This window comes from Nocardia sp. NPDC051900 (genome assembly GCF_044452545.1).
Lineage (GTDB): Bacteria > Actinomycetota > Actinomycetes > Mycobacteriales > Mycobacteriaceae > Nocardia > Nocardia sichangensis.
Genome location: NZ_JBITBU010000008.1, coordinates 129962 through 143305, shown reverse-complemented (window position 1 = coordinate 143305; position 13344 = coordinate 129962). Strand labels below are relative to the sequence as shown.

17 protein-coding genes are annotated in these 13344 nt (G+C 65.9%); 6 read left to right on the top strand and 11 right to left on the bottom strand.

Translation table 11 applies throughout. The features are described from left to right. Nucleotides 1–16 precede the first annotated feature (16 nt). The 6 genes from ACIA5H_RS15480 to ACIA5H_RS15455 form a co-directional block, all read right to left on the bottom strand. Nucleotides 17–793 carry an ESX secretion-associated protein EspG gene (locus tag ACIA5H_RS15480; RefSeq protein WP_397076589.1) on the bottom strand — a complete coding sequence of 259 codons (777 nt, stop codon included), beginning with the start codon at nucleotides 791–793 and terminating at the stop codon, nucleotides 17–19. 97 nt (nucleotides 794–890) lie between these two features. Then, the gene (locus tag ACIA5H_RS15475) at nucleotides 891–2057 is read right to left on the bottom strand and encodes a WXG100 family type VII secretion target (protein ID WP_397076588.1); all 1167 of its coding nucleotides are present in this window, start codon (nucleotides 2055–2057) and stop codon (nucleotides 891–893) included. Next, nucleotides 2054–2533 (bottom strand): hypothetical protein, encoded by a 480-nt coding sequence (locus ACIA5H_RS15470; RefSeq protein ID WP_397076587.1) that lies wholly within the window; start codon nucleotides 2531–2533, stop codon nucleotides 2054–2056. Before ACIA5H_RS15470 ends, ACIA5H_RS15475 begins: the two co-directional genes overlap by 4 nt. 33 nt (nucleotides 2534–2566) lie before the next feature. Continuing rightward, nucleotides 2567–3139, bottom strand: a complete 573-nt coding sequence (locus ACIA5H_RS15465) for a DUF3558 domain-containing protein (protein ID WP_397076586.1) — start codon at nucleotides 3137–3139, stop codon at nucleotides 2567–2569. A 192-nt stretch (nucleotides 3140–3331) separates the two neighbouring features. After that, nucleotides 3332–3544 carry a DUF397 domain-containing protein gene (locus tag ACIA5H_RS15460; RefSeq protein ID WP_397076585.1) on the bottom strand — a complete coding sequence of 71 codons (213 nt, stop codon included), beginning with the start codon at nucleotides 3542–3544 and terminating at the stop codon, nucleotides 3332–3334. Continuing rightward, entirely contained in the window at nucleotides 3541–4422 is an 882-nt protein-coding gene (locus ACIA5H_RS15455; RefSeq protein WP_397076584.1) for a helix-turn-helix domain-containing protein, read from the bottom strand. The genes ACIA5H_RS15460 and ACIA5H_RS15455 overlap by 4 nt, the downstream gene beginning before the upstream one ends. Nucleotides 4423–4806: 384 nt before the next feature. On the opposite strand from ACIA5H_RS15455, the gene ACIA5H_RS15450 reads away from it, so the two are divergent. Both ACIA5H_RS15450 and ACIA5H_RS15445 read left to right on the top strand, forming a co-directional pair. After that, a complete protein-coding gene (locus ACIA5H_RS15450) occupies nucleotides 4807–5133 on the top strand; it encodes a hypothetical protein (RefSeq protein WP_397076583.1) in 327 nt (108 codons plus the stop codon). After that, nucleotides 5130–5576 carry a DUF4254 domain-containing protein gene (locus tag ACIA5H_RS15445; RefSeq protein ID WP_379251433.1) on the top strand — a complete coding sequence of 149 codons (447 nt, stop codon included), beginning with the start codon at nucleotides 5130–5132 and terminating at the stop codon, nucleotides 5574–5576. The genes ACIA5H_RS15450 and ACIA5H_RS15445 overlap by 4 nt, the downstream gene beginning before the upstream one ends. On the opposite strand, the gene ACIA5H_RS15440 is transcribed toward ACIA5H_RS15445, so the two are convergent. After that, the gene (locus ACIA5H_RS15440) at nucleotides 5565–6062 is read right to left on the bottom strand and encodes a peroxynitrite isomerase (protein ID WP_379251432.1); all 498 of its coding nucleotides are present in this window, start codon (nucleotides 6060–6062) and stop codon (nucleotides 5565–5567) included. The genes ACIA5H_RS15445 and ACIA5H_RS15440 overlap by 12 nt on opposite strands. 116 nt (nucleotides 6063–6178) lie before the next feature. Here ACIA5H_RS15440 and ACIA5H_RS15435 point away from each other — a divergent pair, with 116 nt between their 5' ends. Further along, nucleotides 6179–7525, top strand: coding sequence for a TIGR03118 family protein (locus ACIA5H_RS15435; protein ID WP_397076582.1), 1347 nt, complete (start codon nucleotides 6179–6181; stop codon nucleotides 7523–7525). A 48-nt stretch (nucleotides 7526–7573) separates the two neighbouring features. On the opposite strand, the gene ACIA5H_RS15430 is transcribed toward ACIA5H_RS15435, so the two are convergent. The 3 genes from ACIA5H_RS15430 to ACIA5H_RS15420 form a co-directional block, all read right to left on the bottom strand. After that, on the bottom strand, nucleotides 7574–8074 hold the full coding sequence (locus ACIA5H_RS15430) for a hypothetical protein (RefSeq protein WP_397076581.1): 501 nt from the start codon (nucleotides 8072–8074) through the stop codon (nucleotides 7574–7576). A gap of 248 nt (nucleotides 8075–8322) precedes the next feature. Further along, on the bottom strand, nucleotides 8323–9381 hold the full coding sequence (locus ACIA5H_RS15425) for a MerR family transcriptional regulator (protein WP_397076580.1): 1059 nt from the start codon (nucleotides 9379–9381) through the stop codon (nucleotides 8323–8325). A 267-nt stretch (nucleotides 9382–9648) separates the two neighbouring features. Continuing rightward, nucleotides 9649–9999 (bottom strand): winged helix-turn-helix transcriptional regulator, encoded by a 351-nt coding sequence (locus ACIA5H_RS15420; protein ID WP_397076579.1) that lies wholly within the window; start codon nucleotides 9997–9999, stop codon nucleotides 9649–9651. A 69-nt stretch (nucleotides 10000–10068) separates the two neighbouring features. Here ACIA5H_RS15420 and ACIA5H_RS15415 point away from each other — a divergent pair, with 69 nt between their 5' ends. The 3 genes from ACIA5H_RS15415 (at nucleotide 10069) to ACIA5H_RS15405 (ending at nucleotide 12834) form a co-directional block, all read left to right on the top strand. Further along, nucleotides 10069–10827, top strand: a complete 759-nt coding sequence (locus ACIA5H_RS15415) for an SDR family oxidoreductase (protein ID WP_397076578.1) — start codon at nucleotides 10069–10071, stop codon at nucleotides 10825–10827. A 354-nt stretch (nucleotides 10828–11181) separates the two neighbouring features. Further along, nucleotides 11182–12120 carry a phosphotransferase gene (locus ACIA5H_RS15410; protein WP_397076577.1) on the top strand — a complete coding sequence of 313 codons (939 nt, stop codon included), beginning with the start codon at nucleotides 11182–11184 and terminating at the stop codon, nucleotides 12118–12120. A 261-nt stretch (nucleotides 12121–12381) separates the two neighbouring features. After that, nucleotides 12382–12834, top strand: coding sequence for a DUF4254 domain-containing protein (locus tag ACIA5H_RS15405; protein ID WP_397076695.1), 453 nt, complete (start codon nucleotides 12382–12384; stop codon nucleotides 12832–12834). Here ACIA5H_RS15405 and ACIA5H_RS15400 read toward each other — a convergent pair whose 3' ends face one another. Continuing rightward, a complete protein-coding gene (locus tag ACIA5H_RS15400) occupies nucleotides 12835–13332 on the bottom strand; it encodes a hypothetical protein (RefSeq protein ID WP_397076576.1) in 498 nt (165 codons plus the stop codon). Nucleotides 13333–13344: the final 12 nt, after the last annotated feature.

The window sequence follows — 13344 nt, the reverse complement described above, 5'->3', positions numbered from 1 at the left end:
CGAGTTGTCCACGTATCTACCAACTTTCGGGGCGGGTGGCGGCGAGGCGTTGGAGGGCTTGGTCGATCCAGGTTGTGAAGTGGGTGGTCAGGTCGGTGGGGGTGGTGGGGCGGACGGTGATGTGGTCGGTGCGGTGTTCGGTGTAGCGGCCGTCGGTGGAGATGTCGTGCCACTGGAGGACTTTGGTGGGTTTGGTGTGGGTGTGCAGGGGGGCGGTGATGAGGACGGCGGTGCCGCCGCCGTCGACGGGGCGGCCGAGGAGGCGCTGGTATTGCTCGCGGGGGGTGTTGCGGGCGTTGTCCTGGAGGTAGGTGTCGCGGCGGGGAATCAGGTCGTCGGGGTGGAAGGTGGCGGGTTTCTCTGATCCGGGGGCGCAGGCGGGGATGGCGTTCACGAGGCGTGCCGGGAGTTGTTCGGCGGGGAACATGCGGGCGCGGATGGGGCCGTGTTCGTGTTGGTTGCCCGCTTGGCTGAGGATGACGGCGCGGTAGCTGTCGCGGGCGCCGAGGATCCGGTACTCGCGGATGTCGTCGGGGCCGGTGCTGTTCTTGTGCTTGCAGGTGCCGCCGAGGATTTCGATCCGGAGATCGGAGTCGCCGAGGGTGCGGAAGGCCGCGGCGATCTCGTCTAGTTCGTCCGCGGAGTAGCGCTGCCATACGGCGGTGCGGTGGGCGGCGAAGTCGTCGCGGAAGGCGAAACGGCTGGTGTAGCGCAGTGGGCTGGGGATGCGATCGTGCGCGTCGCCGTACCAGAGAGCGGCGAAATCGTCCGTTTCCCAGGTCCATTCAGCCATGTGAAGTCCAATCCGGCCGCGTCGGAGCGGCCACTCTCCACGCACGCCCGCGACCTGTGGATGCGGGCGTGCGCCGAGTCGAGAAGTGTGCGGGCAGTCAGTCGGGGGTGCCACCGATGACGCCGCCGGGCAGCGTTCTCGGGGGCTCGCCGAGCAGCTCGTCGGTGTTCTCCTGGGTGATCAGGTAGTCCGGTGTCTTGTGCTCGGATTCATCGTCCTTGCCGCTGCCGCGAGAGCCGTGCGGCATCATGCCCGACGTTCCGCTCGTGCCTCGCAGTCCGGAGGTGGTCCGCGCCGCGGCTGCCGGATTCATTGATGTGTTCGGCGTTCCCGGTGCGCCCGCGATGCTGCGTCCCGGTTGCGGCTGGTTCGTTGTGCCGGGCGTGCCGGGGCTGCCCGGTGTGCCCGGGCTGTGCGGGGTCGGGGTGCCCGTCGACGTGGTCTTCGTCGGGTCCGTGGTGGAGGCGGGAGTCGTCGACGTGGGGTCCACGCCTGCGGGCTTGGTCGTGGTATCGGACGCCGTCGTGTCGGAGGATTGCTGGTTCTGGGTCGACTCGTCGGTGGACTGCTGCTGTTCTTCGGTGCTCGTCGTATCGGGCTTGCCGTCGCCGTCCTTATCGCCGGGAGTGCCGGAATCGGTACTGGTAGGACCGTTGCCGGAGTCGTTCGACGAAGGGCCGCCGCTGTCGTCGCTGTGGTATCCGCCAGGCGGAGGCGCTGGGATGTCCACCGACGCGGTCGGGCCGACCGGCGTGGGCAGCACCGGAATTTTGCCGTCCATCTCGCTGAACGGTTGGACGTAGTATTCCTTCATCGCGACCCGCGCCGACTGTTCGGCCTCGGATCGTTCGCCGCTCAGGCTCCAGCGTGTCGGGTGGAAGATGCGCTCGCCGAACGTGAAATTGACGAGGTCGGGGAGCGCCTTCTTAGTATTGGCGATCGCGGTGGCGGCGTCGCGGACCCGGCAGTACAACTCCTCTAGGGATGTCGTCAGATTCTGCGCGTCGGTGGTGTATTTGGCGATCGCGTTCTTGGATTGCTCCGCTGCGGGGCCGGACCATGCTTGAGCGATGGAGGTCTGGATGGAGCGGGCAAAGGTCTCCACGCCCTGCTCCCACTGGGTTCGGGCTTTCCAGTATTTGTCCGCTTGGTTGACCGCGTCGGTCGTATTGAGTGGATCGAATGCATCATTGATCTGCGAGTGTGCCCAGCTGTCGGGGTGTTCGCCGCCGTTGGGTATGCGTGTGCCCTCGTAGCCGCTCATTTACCGGTTCCGTCCGGGAGGGCAACCGGGCCGTACGGCAGTTGGACCGGCGGGCGTTCTGGAAGGGTGGTGTTCAGCCTGTTGAAGTCAGCGGCAAAGTCACTGTCCGACTGCATCATTCGATCGCGCACAATCTTGTAAGTCTCTTGGATGTCTTCGACGATGCGGTAGTGATCATCGAGGATTTCGGACACGCTGTTGCGGTCGTCTGCGAGGTTTGCTTTCTTCTTGAACCTGCTCACCAGCGTATTTGCCGACACCATTCCCTCTGTTGTCTCACCAAGCCCCCATTGCTCGTGGCGACTTACCTCGTTCATCACGACTTGAATACGCCGGATCGCGTCTTTGAAGTAGTTGCAGTCGCGATCGATATAGATGAAATCTTCGGCCTTCATCGCCACGGAGAGTTGGCCTTCGCGTGCTGCCGCAAGCATGTTCGCCATAGGTCGTGTCTGTGACGGATTGTCGTCGCTCATAGTTTGTCCCTCCCGACGAGCTTGTATTACTTGTTAGACACTGGCAGGTATAGTGGGAGCGATCTTCTCTGCGAGCGTACGCGCAATCACGCATGAATCCGTCTGGCCGGTATCCCTATTTGACGCAGGATTGAGAACGCTGATGTCGAGGCTGCCGTTGCTCATCGATACGTTCGCCACGCAGGCTTCACGGCGGCCTTCCGTCTGACGGCTGATGATCGTCTTGCGGCCGTTTATGGTTAGTTCTGTCGCATCGGGGAAGTTTTTCGCTCGTGTCATGTCGACAGTGACGTTCGTCGTTGTGATGGTCGCGAAATATCCGTCGGTCCGACCATAGACGCACCCCCGCCACTTGAGGCTACCGTTGGCATCTGAGTTACCGGTGTCCTGCCGCCTCAGCTTTTCGGAGTCCAGCACCGACTGGGGGATGTCCTTGCAGGTGTCGTATCCGGATGGAACATCAGGTGCGACGCTGGGCGTGCTTGACGCTTGTCCAGCAACTGTTGGTCGGTCGCCGCTGTCAGTAGAGGAGTCGCAGCCCGCTAGGGTGAGTACAGCACCGACGGCGAGAACCGCGAGCTGAAGCGGTTTGGAACTGCCTGTCATCCGAATCCCCTTGCGCCGGTTTGCTGCCTCTGGCCTCTTTGGGGCCGGACCGGCTTCTCCGCCCCCCGCAGCGAATGACGACGCTACCGGTGCCTTTCTCCTGGTGCAAGCGGTCAGAAGGTCGGGGAATCGCGGATAGGGTGAGCGCCCCAAGCCCCATCTGGGAGTGCCCGGGGCGCCTGCGTCGCCTCATCAGGCCCACGCCACGTCCAGCCCGCCCTCGATAATGCAGCCGGTGAACGAATCCCACACGCTCGGCGTGAACACAAGCACAGGTCCGGCTGGATTCTTCGAATCGCGTACGCTCACCGAGCCTTCGCGGAGGAACGCGACCTCGACGCAGTCCCTCTCCGCGCTGCTGTAGCTGCTCTTGAACCAGGTGGCATCAGATAGGCTGGCGCTCATTCGGAGTACTCCTCGGCGATCTTGCGGATGAGGGCTCGGCTGTCCTCCTGGTCAAGAGCCGATCGCAAGATGTCGGCATACGCCTGGCGGTATTGCCTGACCTCGTCAGGCTTCTCAAGATACAGGTTGCCGGTGAACCCCTGCATGTAAACGACCGGTGGTTCAGTGAGAGGGGCGGTCGGGTGCTCAGGGAAGTCGAGCATCACGAACGAGCCGACGTTGAGCCCTGCATACGCCTCGGCTGCGAGCGGAACCACCCGCACAGAGATATTCGGTTGTGTAGTGACTCGCAGTAGATGACTGAGCTGGTCTTTCATGACCGAGGGGCCGCCGACCGCCCGGCGCAGTGCGGATTCATCAATGACGGCATCGAGCCGTAGCGGGTCGCGGGTGTTGTCCAAGCGCGACTTTCGTCGCCTGAACGCCTCGATCCATCGTTCGACCTCCGCTCCAGCCATCGTCGGGAACCTGACCCAGATCAAGGCGCGTCGATACTCGTCGGTTTGCAAGAGCCCTGGAAGCAGGGTCGTTTGGTAAGAGACGAGTCGTTTGGCTGTTGCCTCCAACTCCACGAAGAGATTGAAGTCCTTGAGAATGGTGTCATCGAATGCGTGCCACCACCCAGTCCGTTTGGTTTCTTCGACCAGGTTGAGCAGGATGGCGGTCCGCTCCTCCGACGCCCCATAGACCTTGCACAGCCGCTCGATGAACAGCGGATGCAGCCGGACCGGTTGCCCGGTCTCCATCCGCCAGAGGGTCTGCTTGCCCACGTCGATCGCGTCGCGGGCGTACTCCGCGCTGACGCCTGACTCGATCCGCAGCTCGCGCAGCTGCCGCCCCAGCATGCGGCGGGGGAGACTGGATCCGGTTGAACTCACGACGAAATCCCTTTCGTAGTCTAAGTATTGGTCGGGTACCTAACTGGAACCTTGTGGCGGGGGGCCTTGGAACCTGGGCCGTTTCCGCCCGATTCCACCACTGAGAACATTCCCGCCCAGCGATATCCGGTGCTTCACTGAACGCGCCCGGACCCAATCGAAGAAGTGCTGAAACCTTAACCGCGCCAACGGTTCCAGGTCCAGCGACCGGGATTTCGCGTACCGAACTATGTGAATCGAGGATGGCGAATGAATCATGCGGCATTCGCGGACACTCCCGCGTCCCGTTGCGCGTTTTACCGCCGCACCTGTGGGTTGCCGGCCGGGATACATCCGGAGATCGGCCGCATCGTCGTGAAGGCGGGCGTGGTGGGCGGAATCACGATGCCCGACAGGCTAGGGCAGCGCGTGCGCGACGACATGCTTTTCCGTGGTCAGGCGATCGGCCCGGTGATCGCGCATATCCGTTCTCGCCGATGGACTTTCCTGTGCAGGCCGGATCTGCCCGACGACGTGCGGTTGTTCGCCGCGTTGTTCCGGGTCGACGTTTCGATCGTGCCGTTCGGCAGTGAAATCGCGCTGCCGTCACCCGCCGACGCGAACGGCGTATTCCGCCGCTGGGTGGTGGCGCCGCGGGATACGTTTCGTCCGTCCGGGATGGTGATCGTGAACTGCGTGCTGGCCCGCGCGGGCGGGAAAGGTGCGGTATGAGTGAAGGACTGCCGACGCGAAGTCAACTACTGCGCGCCTGTAGAGAAGACGTGCCGCCACCGGGACATCCCGTGCTGCTGCGGGCGCGCACCTTGGCTGACCTCCATATTCGCCGCATCCGGGTGGATGGGGAATGTAGTTGCGGCGGCGATGAGCGCCGGTCACGGCTGATTCGGGACATCGACCGCTGGGTCGAGGTTCGTTTGCCCACCGCGCGCGGCGGAGCCTATCTGCACACCGAATCGTTCGGCTCGGTGGTCGACCGCCTGGCGCGGCTCAGCGCGTACGCGCACGCGGCCATGGCCGACGACCAGGAGTGGGACCTCTGGTTCGCGTGGGAGCGGCTGGCCGAATCAGCGGTCGCTTACGAAGACCTGGTCAGCGAGCTGAGCAGTGGGCGGCGCCGGTTGCCGAGCACCTTCCGGCCGGGGTCAATTCCGTAGCAGAGTGGCGGCCAGGTGATGTTGCAGTGGTTCGCCGACCGCCGCCATCCGGAGTGTGTAGTCGATGGTGTCGCCGGAGAGGTGCAGCGATCGGCCGAGGGCGGTCACGAGTTTCGCCGTGCTGCTGCGGCCGAGGGCGGTGGAGTTCAATTCCATGCGCAGCGTGCCGTCCTCGACGGCGAGCGAGCCCTCGCAGATTTCCGTGATGCCGGTGGGATGGGCGAGGATCAATTCGACGCGGTCGGGGCGCGGGCAACGCAGATAGCCCGTCTCGGCGTGCAGCGGCCTGCCGTCGTCGGTGGCGCGGGTCTTCTGCCGGTAGGTGAGGAACGGGCGGCCGAGATGGCCGAACCGGATTTCCTCGACATAGCCGAACGGCTGAATGGTCGGGTATTCACCCTGCCCATTACCGCGCCACGTGCCGAGCAGCGGAGCGAGCGGAGCGATATCGGGGTGCAGGGCAATCGCAGGCTGGGGTTCGACCACGGCGAACAGCCTAAACCCGTACTTGTCGAACCGTTCGGGTACTCCCTAATTTGCCGCAGGCTAAGGTTAGCTTCGCCTTATCACCAATGTGGTGTGGTCGGAAAGGAAACAAGAAGTTGAACGGACGCTGGAATGAGTCGCGCCGTGGCGGTACGCCCCGGTCGCGGACCCGAAGTGGTCTGCTGCGCGCGTCGGCGCTTGGCGTCGCGCTGGTCGTGGCGGCCGGCTGCTCGGACTCGAAGTCGGACGAGGTGCCCGCGCTCGACGGCAACAAATACGTCCAGACCAATCTCGCGGCTAACAACGCGGAGTACAAGGCGCAGTTCGTTTTCCCCGACCTGGTGAACGCCTGGGGGCTGGCCAACCGCCCCAAGGGCGCGGGCGGGCACTTCTGGGTCGGCGCGGGCGGCAAGTCGTTCCAGTTCGTCGGTGACGTGACCAAGTCCTCGGACGACAAAGTGCACAAGCTGTTCCAGGACCCGCTGAAGATCGTCGCCATCCCCGGCGCCGACGCCGACACCTCGGACAAGAGCGCGGGCAAGACCACCGGCGTGGTGTTCAACCCGGCGCCGATCACCTCCGATCTGTTCGTCGTCCACGATCAGCCGGTGGAGGAGGAAGGCGGGCCGCTGAACGGTTCGGCGCGGTTCATCTTCGCCACCGACTCCGGCAAGATCTCCGCCTGGACCGAACTGGGCTTCGAGGGCCGGATCGTGCGCCACGACGGCCCCGCCAACCTGGTCTTCGACGGCCAGTCGCAGGGGATGCAGTTCTTCGGGATCGCGCTGGCTCCCTCCGGTGACAAGCTGCTGGCCGCGGACTTCGGCGCCGACCCGCAGGTGCGGACGTTCGACAAGAACTGGCAGTTGATCCCGACCACCGGCTTCGCCAACCCGTTCGCCACCGGCGACGCGATCGACCCGGCCGCGCCGGAGAAGGGCAAGAAGGCCAAGCCCGGCGATCCCGCGCCGTTCAACGTCTCGACCATCGGCAACCGGGTCTTCGTCGCCTATGCCACCACCCAGCCGGACGAGAAGGACGCGACCAAGTTCGATGCCGGTGAGGAGGACTCGCTGGACAAGGACAAAGAGGGCGGGAAGCCGGACAAGGGCAAGCTCGCCGAGTTCGACGCAGGCGGCAAACTGGTGCGGATCATCGACGACGGCAAGCGCCTCAACGCCCCGTGGGCGGTGACGATCGCGCCGGACGGGTTCGGTCCGCTCAGCGGCAAACTGCTGGTCGGCAACTTCGGCGGCGCGGGGCACGTGCTGGCCTACGACGACACCACCGGCAAGTTCGCCGACTACCTGCGCGATGCCGACGGCAAGCCGGTCGCCATCGAAGGACTGTGGGCGCTGATGTTCGGCAACGGCGAGAGCCTCGGTGACGCCGACTCGCTGTACTTCACCGCGGGACCGGACGACGAGAAGGACGGTCTGTTCGGCAAGCTTCGCTTGAAGTAGTCGCGCTCCGCAGCAGCCCGCACCGAATCGGTGCGGGCTGCTCGCGCTTCAGCGGCCTCCGGTCGGGGCCGAGGCCCGGGGTTCGGTGCGCCGTTCGCGGATAGCCGACTCGACTTCGTCGACCGCCGTTCGGATCGTCGCCCCGTAGCCGTCGTCGGCGAGCGTGTGCAGACGTGTGCGAGCGGCATCGATTTCACGCTGTGCGGCGTCGAACGAGCCGAGCCTGCGATAGTCGTCGGCGAGATTGAGGTGCAGCGACGGGTAGAACGCGGTCACCCGCAGTGATTCGTCGAAGGTTCGAGCGCGAGCGTCCGAAAGGCTGTCGGCGGCGTCCAGTGCGCGGATGTCCCAGGTGAGCGCTTCGGCGGCGTCGTCGTACAAGTCGGCCAGGTAGTGGGCGAGGGTGCACCGGTGCAGTGGGTCGCCCTGTGGGCCGAGCGAGGCCCATACGGCGAGCAGAGCTTCCCGCGCGTCGTCCGGACGGCCTTCGCGGCCGAGTGCGACGGCGCTGGTGATGGTGTTCATGGTGTGGTCGTGGGCCGGGTTCATGCGGATCTCCTTCAGGTGGGGGATGGACGCGGATCGTTTCGTGTGCGAGGCCGGATAGCCGGCTTCGGCGTCGGGCGGCCGATCGATCGGAAGTAGTGGCGGGCGCTTGCGATCCCGAGAAGGGTGATCCGATCGGAAGTAGTGGCCGCGGGCGGGCAACCGCGACCGCGAGATGGGCGTTCGGATCGTGGTGCCGCCGGGGTGGGAGGGACGCGGTTGCGCGAGTAATGGCCGTAGGCGCGGATGACTTATTCGGCGGCGTCGTGGTGCGGGGGCCGGACCGGCATGGCGAGGGTGGTGAGGTCGCCGTCGGTGGCGGAGCGCAGAATCACCGGCTGATCGGCTGCGATGATGTCGAGCATGAGATCGGGGCCGAGCGCGGTGTGGACGGCGGGCAGCAGTGTCGCGGGGTCGAACGACAGTGTGACGGCGGAGCCGGTGACCTTGGCGGGCAGGCAGTGCACATCTCCCGACACCGATATCGAGATTTCCGTCGGCTGAATCGCGAATTGCGCTGATTCGTCCGATTTTTCGAGAAGATGCAGCAGCAGATGCCGGGCGACGACCGCCCTGGTGCGCACCGGTCCCAGTCCCGCCAGTAAGGCGCGATGGTCGGGGAAGGGAGCGTCGATGACAGCCGGTCGGTGTTCCGCGCCGCCTCCGGTCAGAAGCAGCCCGCCGTTGGACGGTGCGGCGACGACCTCGTCCATGCCGCGCAATCGGTCGGTGATCGACTCGAGTCCGTTCGAATCGAGTACCACGGACCACTCGCCGCCGTGCTGCCGGTTCGCCACCACGGTGCGCGTGGACAGCCGGTAGCGATCGGTCGCGGTCAGGGTTACCGCGTTGGCGCCCGCTTCCAGCAGAACGCCCGCCAGCACGGGTATCTCGCGGGTACGGGCGACGGCGGTGCGGACCTGGTCGAGCGCCTCGGCCAGCGTCGCCGCATCTATCGCCACCTGCGCGCCGAGCGACTGTTCGACCACGGCGGCGACGCGCGCGGCCTCGTCCGCTCGCCGCGCCAGTTCCGCGACGTGACGATCGAGCAGGCATCGTGCCCGGTCGGTGTCACCGGCGAGAATCTCCGCGATGGTGTCCAGCGGCAGATCGATCGAGCGCAGCTGCCGGATGAGCACCGCCCGCTCCCGCTGCGCCTCGGAGTAGTAGCGGTATCCGGTCAGTGGATCGACTCTGGCTGGAACGAGCAGGCCGCAGTCGTCGTAGAACCGCAGCGCGCTCGCCGTGAGCCCACTGGCCCGCGCGAGCACGCCGATCGTGATCAACCCTGTCGACTCCGTACTCACCACCCGGCCATCATGGAGCCTCAACCAACTCGAAGGTCAACTTCTCGGCCGGGGCAACGAACCGCAGTCCATGTGTTCCGCCGTCGGAACACGACGCGCACTCCGCTGAGCTGCGGGAGGAGCCGAAGTTCTCGCAGCCCGCCAGGGCGCAGTGCACGCGCAGGGGTGTGGGAAAACGCGCCTTCCTTCGTCCTGACCATGCTGTGATTCGCGTCTCGTGCATACAAGGTCGCCCCTCGCCGAACCGTAGAACGTCGAGTGTGGCGCGAGTCAGTCGGCCCCGGCCTCGACGGGGGTCACGCGCCAGCGGCGCGACCAGTCCCAGACCGATCCGAGTGCCGTGCCGAGTTCGGCGCCCGCGGTGGTCAGTTCATAGGACTTGTCGGGGTTCTTCGCGATCAGGCCCGCGGATTGCAGGTGTTGCAGGCGGACCGAAAGCATGCTCGAGGAGCAGTTGCCCATCCGTCGGCGCAGTTCGAGGAAGCCGAGGCGGTCGGGTTCCAATTCCCACAGGATGCGCAGGATCCAGCGTTGGCCGAGTAGGTCCATCGTGGCCAGCAACGGCGCGTTCGCCGGGTCGTCCCGCCCACGCGGCGGCTTGGATTCGTTTGCGCTTCTCATTTAGAACCAGCATAGTGGTTCTGAATCAGAAGCAGTGGCCCGGGTGCCGGGCGGACCGAAAGGGTGACGGTGGACGACAGGACCGGTCGGCGAATCGTTCTGATCACGGGCGCCTCCCGCGGGATCGGCGCGGAGACCGCCCGGGTGCTCGCGACGCGCGGCGACCATGTGGTGATCAATTACCGGGAGAAGGCGAAGCGGGCCGACGCGCTTGCGGAGTCGATTCGGCAGGCGGGCGGCAGTGCCTCGACGGCGGGCGCCGATATCGCCGACGCGGATTCGGCCCGGGCGCTGGTCGCCGGGGTCGCCGAGGAGTTCGGCCGTCTCGATGTGCTGGTGCTGAACGCGTCGGGTGGGCTGGAGCGCGATGCCCGGCCCGACTACGCCATGGCCCTCAATCGTGACGCGCAGGAACGGCTTGTGCGGCTTGCCCTGCCGCACATGCCTTCCGGTGCGCGGATCGTTTTCGTGACCAGCCATCAGGCGCACTTCCACGGCCGCAAGCCCGTCCCCGCCGACTACGAACCCATCGCCGCCAGCAAGCGCGCGGGCGAGGACGCGCTGCGCGCCATGATCCCGGTACTCGATGCCATGGGCATCGCCCTGCACGTGGTCTCCGGCGACATGATCGACGGCACGATCATCGTCCAACTGCTGGAACGCCGAAATCCCGACGCCGTCGCCGCGCGCCGCGAGCACGGCGACTTGCCCACGGTCACGGAGTTCGCCACCGCGGTCGCCGATGCCACCGCCGCCACCGCTGACCCCGGCCACACCATCTACATCGGCGGTCTGGATTATCTCGACGCGCAAGAGATCACATCCTGAAGCGATGCCGATCCGCAGGCGTGGCGCATTCCGGCCGTGGGCGGCAACCGGCCACGCCGCGTGTCGATCGCGCGCGGGGAATAGAAGCGCTCCGGTAGTGCCCGGGAGAACCATCCGGAACGCGCGCTTCGAATTTCGCACCAATCCCATCAGGCGCCAGCGCCTCGAGTGCGGAGACGCCCTGCGGCGCGAAAGCTGAATTGCCCAGAGTCGAAGCGCTTGCCCATGTGTGACGAGGTCGCCCTTGCGTTCGGCCTTGCCTCATGAAGAAGTGCGGCGGTGCAGTGCCGATCCGAGCGCATGCGGGCGCGTAATTCGGTGGTGAGTTCCCGGTGCGGCTCGGACGATCGAGTGATGGTGGATTACGAGGGCACCGCTCTGCGGATCGGATGGGCCGAGGCGCCGGAGCCGGTACGGACGGAAGTAGCACGCGTACTCGGAGACGCCGTCCACACTGCCGAGAATCAGCGCGGAGGGTTCAGCCACGGTGTGGCAGCGCGCTTGCGCACCGTCGGCGGTGGTGCTGCCTTCGTGAAGGCGATCGAGGCGGAAGACGGTCTCGCGGTGATGTATCGGCAGGAAGCGCGGATCGCGGCTCGGCTCCCAGCGACGGTGCCCGCACCGCGATGCCGGTTCGCGACGGAGATCGCGGGGTGGTTCGTCGCGGTTTTCGACGATGTCGAGGGAGCGTTCCCCCGACTCGGCGAGCCGGGGGAGTTGCGAGACACTCTCGAGCTGGTGACGCGATTGGCGACGGAGCTGACTCCGAGCCCACTGGCTGATGTGCCGACGGTTGCGGAAGCCTACGGACCGGAGCTGACCGGCTGGCGAACGTTCGTGACGGAGGGGCCTCCGGCGGACTTGGACAATTGGTCGCTTCGTCACCTGACGAAATTGGCCGAGCTGGAAGCCGCGTGGCCGATGGCCGCGGAAGGAAACACTCTGCTGCACACGGATCTTCGGCCGGACAACATGCTGCGACGGCCCGATGGTGCGGTGCTGGCGGCCGATTGGGCGTGGGCCTGCCGGGGCGCCGCGTGGATCGACCTCGTCGCGCTCGCGCCGTCGATCGCGGCCGCCGGTGTTGATCCGGATCCGATCATCGCCACCCATTCAGTGACTCGCGACGTGGACCCCGTGGCGGTCGACGCTTTCGTCTGCGCGCTCGCGGGGTATTGGGCGGCGGCTTGCCGGAAGCCGGGTCCGCCGCGTTCGCCGCGGTTGCGTGAGCATCAGTCAGGGTTTGCCCGGCTCGCCGGAGCGTGGCTGGCGTGTCGTCTCGGCTGGCAATAATGCCAGGAGGTATGGCTCTATCGTCGAAAAACGCAAGGTCACTGGATGTTTGCCAAAGCTTTGGAGGGTGGCGTGTGACCGGATAAATCGGTCAATGGGCGTGTCGCGTGCGCGGAAGTGATCGAATTCGACGCGACCCGGACCACTCTCGGTCACGCTGGGCATATGTGGATGTTCGGGCAGTGCCGGGACACCGGCGAGGCAAGGCATCGCGGGCGCGACCGAGACGCGTCCACGCTGGTCGGAATGGGGGTCCGGAGAATGGAACAGGTGTCCGAGGCCAGGGTGATTCCGGGCAAAGAACTCCTGCTGGCTGCCTTCCGGGGCTTGCCGCACATGGATCATCCGATGCTGGAAGCGGCCGGAGAACTGGCTCAGCTGCATCAGACACGCGAACGCACTCCCGCGAGCCGGTGCGACAAACTCGACCGGCGTCGAGTGCAACTCGTGCGCGGCATCGACCGCTGGGTCACCCTGGCGACGCCGATACCGCCGCCGGGCGCGCCCGAACACGCCGAGACCGTGGGCCACATCGTCGACCGGCTGGCCATGCTGGCCGCTCAGGCGTTCGTGGCGCTGGCGCACGCGCCGGAATCGGTCTTCTACGACGCATGGGTCCGAATCGACGAATTGGCCGACGGTTACCAGGATCTCATCGACGACCTGCGTGCCGGAGCCAGACGACTACCCGACGGGCGCTACGACCGCTGGTAGCTACCGACCCCGCCCGAACAGCCGGAACGAGCGGCGGCGCCGACGTGGCAGAGTCGCGTACACCATGGTCATGTCGGCGAAGACCTCCGCCTCCCGCTCGCGATCGGCGCCGAACTCGGCACGGCCGAGGACGTGGTCGATCGATTGCGGCGAAATCGAGGGCAGGACGACGGCCAACGAAGGCGGCAACGGATCGCCGCGTTCTTGGTCGTTGTGGTGACCCAAGAGCATGTGACCGATCTCGTGCAAGATGACGTGATCGGCGTTGCGGCCGGTCGCCGCGGCGTCGTAGACGATGATGTCGTCGTGCTTGCGTGCCACCCACAGGCCGCCTCCGCCGCAACCCATGTCCGCCAACATCGCCTTGGGCACCGGATGCAGGCTGATCGAGCGTCCGCGATGGGCGGCCACCGCGGCCAGGTAAGCGGTCAGATTCCACGGGTTCGGGAGGGGCACGGTCCGGGTGGCATCGCCGAAACGGGCTTCCATGCTGGTCATCGGCGCCCACCT

Coding starts and splice junctions, on each gene's coding strand:
- ACIA5H_RS15450 (WP_397076583.1), top strand. CDS start 4,807: ATGCCCGACAGGCTAGGGCAGCGCGTGCGCGACGACATGCTTTTCCGT.
- ACIA5H_RS15480 (WP_397076589.1), bottom strand. CDS start 793: ATGGCTGAATGGACCTGGGAAACGGACGATTTCGCCGCTCTCTGGTAC.
- ACIA5H_RS15420 (WP_397076579.1), bottom strand. CDS start 9,999: ATGAGAAGCGCAAACGAATCCAAGCCGCCGCGTGGGCGGGACGACCCG.
- ACIA5H_RS15430 (WP_397076581.1), bottom strand. CDS start 8,074: ATGAACCCGGCCCACGACCACACCATGAACACCATCACCAGCGCCGTC.
- ACIA5H_RS15400 (WP_397076576.1), bottom strand. CDS start 13,332: ATGACCAGCATGGAAGCCCGTTTCGGCGATGCCACCCGGACCGTGCCC.
- ACIA5H_RS15405 (WP_397076695.1), top strand. CDS start 12,382: ATGGAACAGGTGTCCGAGGCCAGGGTGATTCCGGGCAAAGAACTCCTG.
- ACIA5H_RS15465 (WP_397076586.1), bottom strand. CDS start 3,139: ATGACAGGCAGTTCCAAACCGCTTCAGCTCGCGGTTCTCGCCGTCGGT.
- ACIA5H_RS15445 (WP_379251433.1), top strand. CDS start 5,130: ATGAGTGAAGGACTGCCGACGCGAAGTCAACTACTGCGCGCCTGTAGA.
- ACIA5H_RS15470 (WP_397076587.1), bottom strand. CDS start 2,533: ATGAGCGACGACAATCCGTCACAGACACGACCTATGGCGAACATGCTT.
- ACIA5H_RS15460 (WP_397076585.1), bottom strand. CDS start 3,544: ATGAGCGCCAGCCTATCTGATGCCACCTGGTTCAAGAGCAGCTACAGC.
- ACIA5H_RS15475 (WP_397076588.1), bottom strand. CDS start 2,057: ATGAGCGGCTACGAGGGCACACGCATACCCAACGGCGGCGAACACCCC.
- ACIA5H_RS15410 (WP_397076577.1), top strand. CDS start 11,182: ATGGTGGATTACGAGGGCACCGCTCTGCGGATCGGATGGGCCGAGGCG.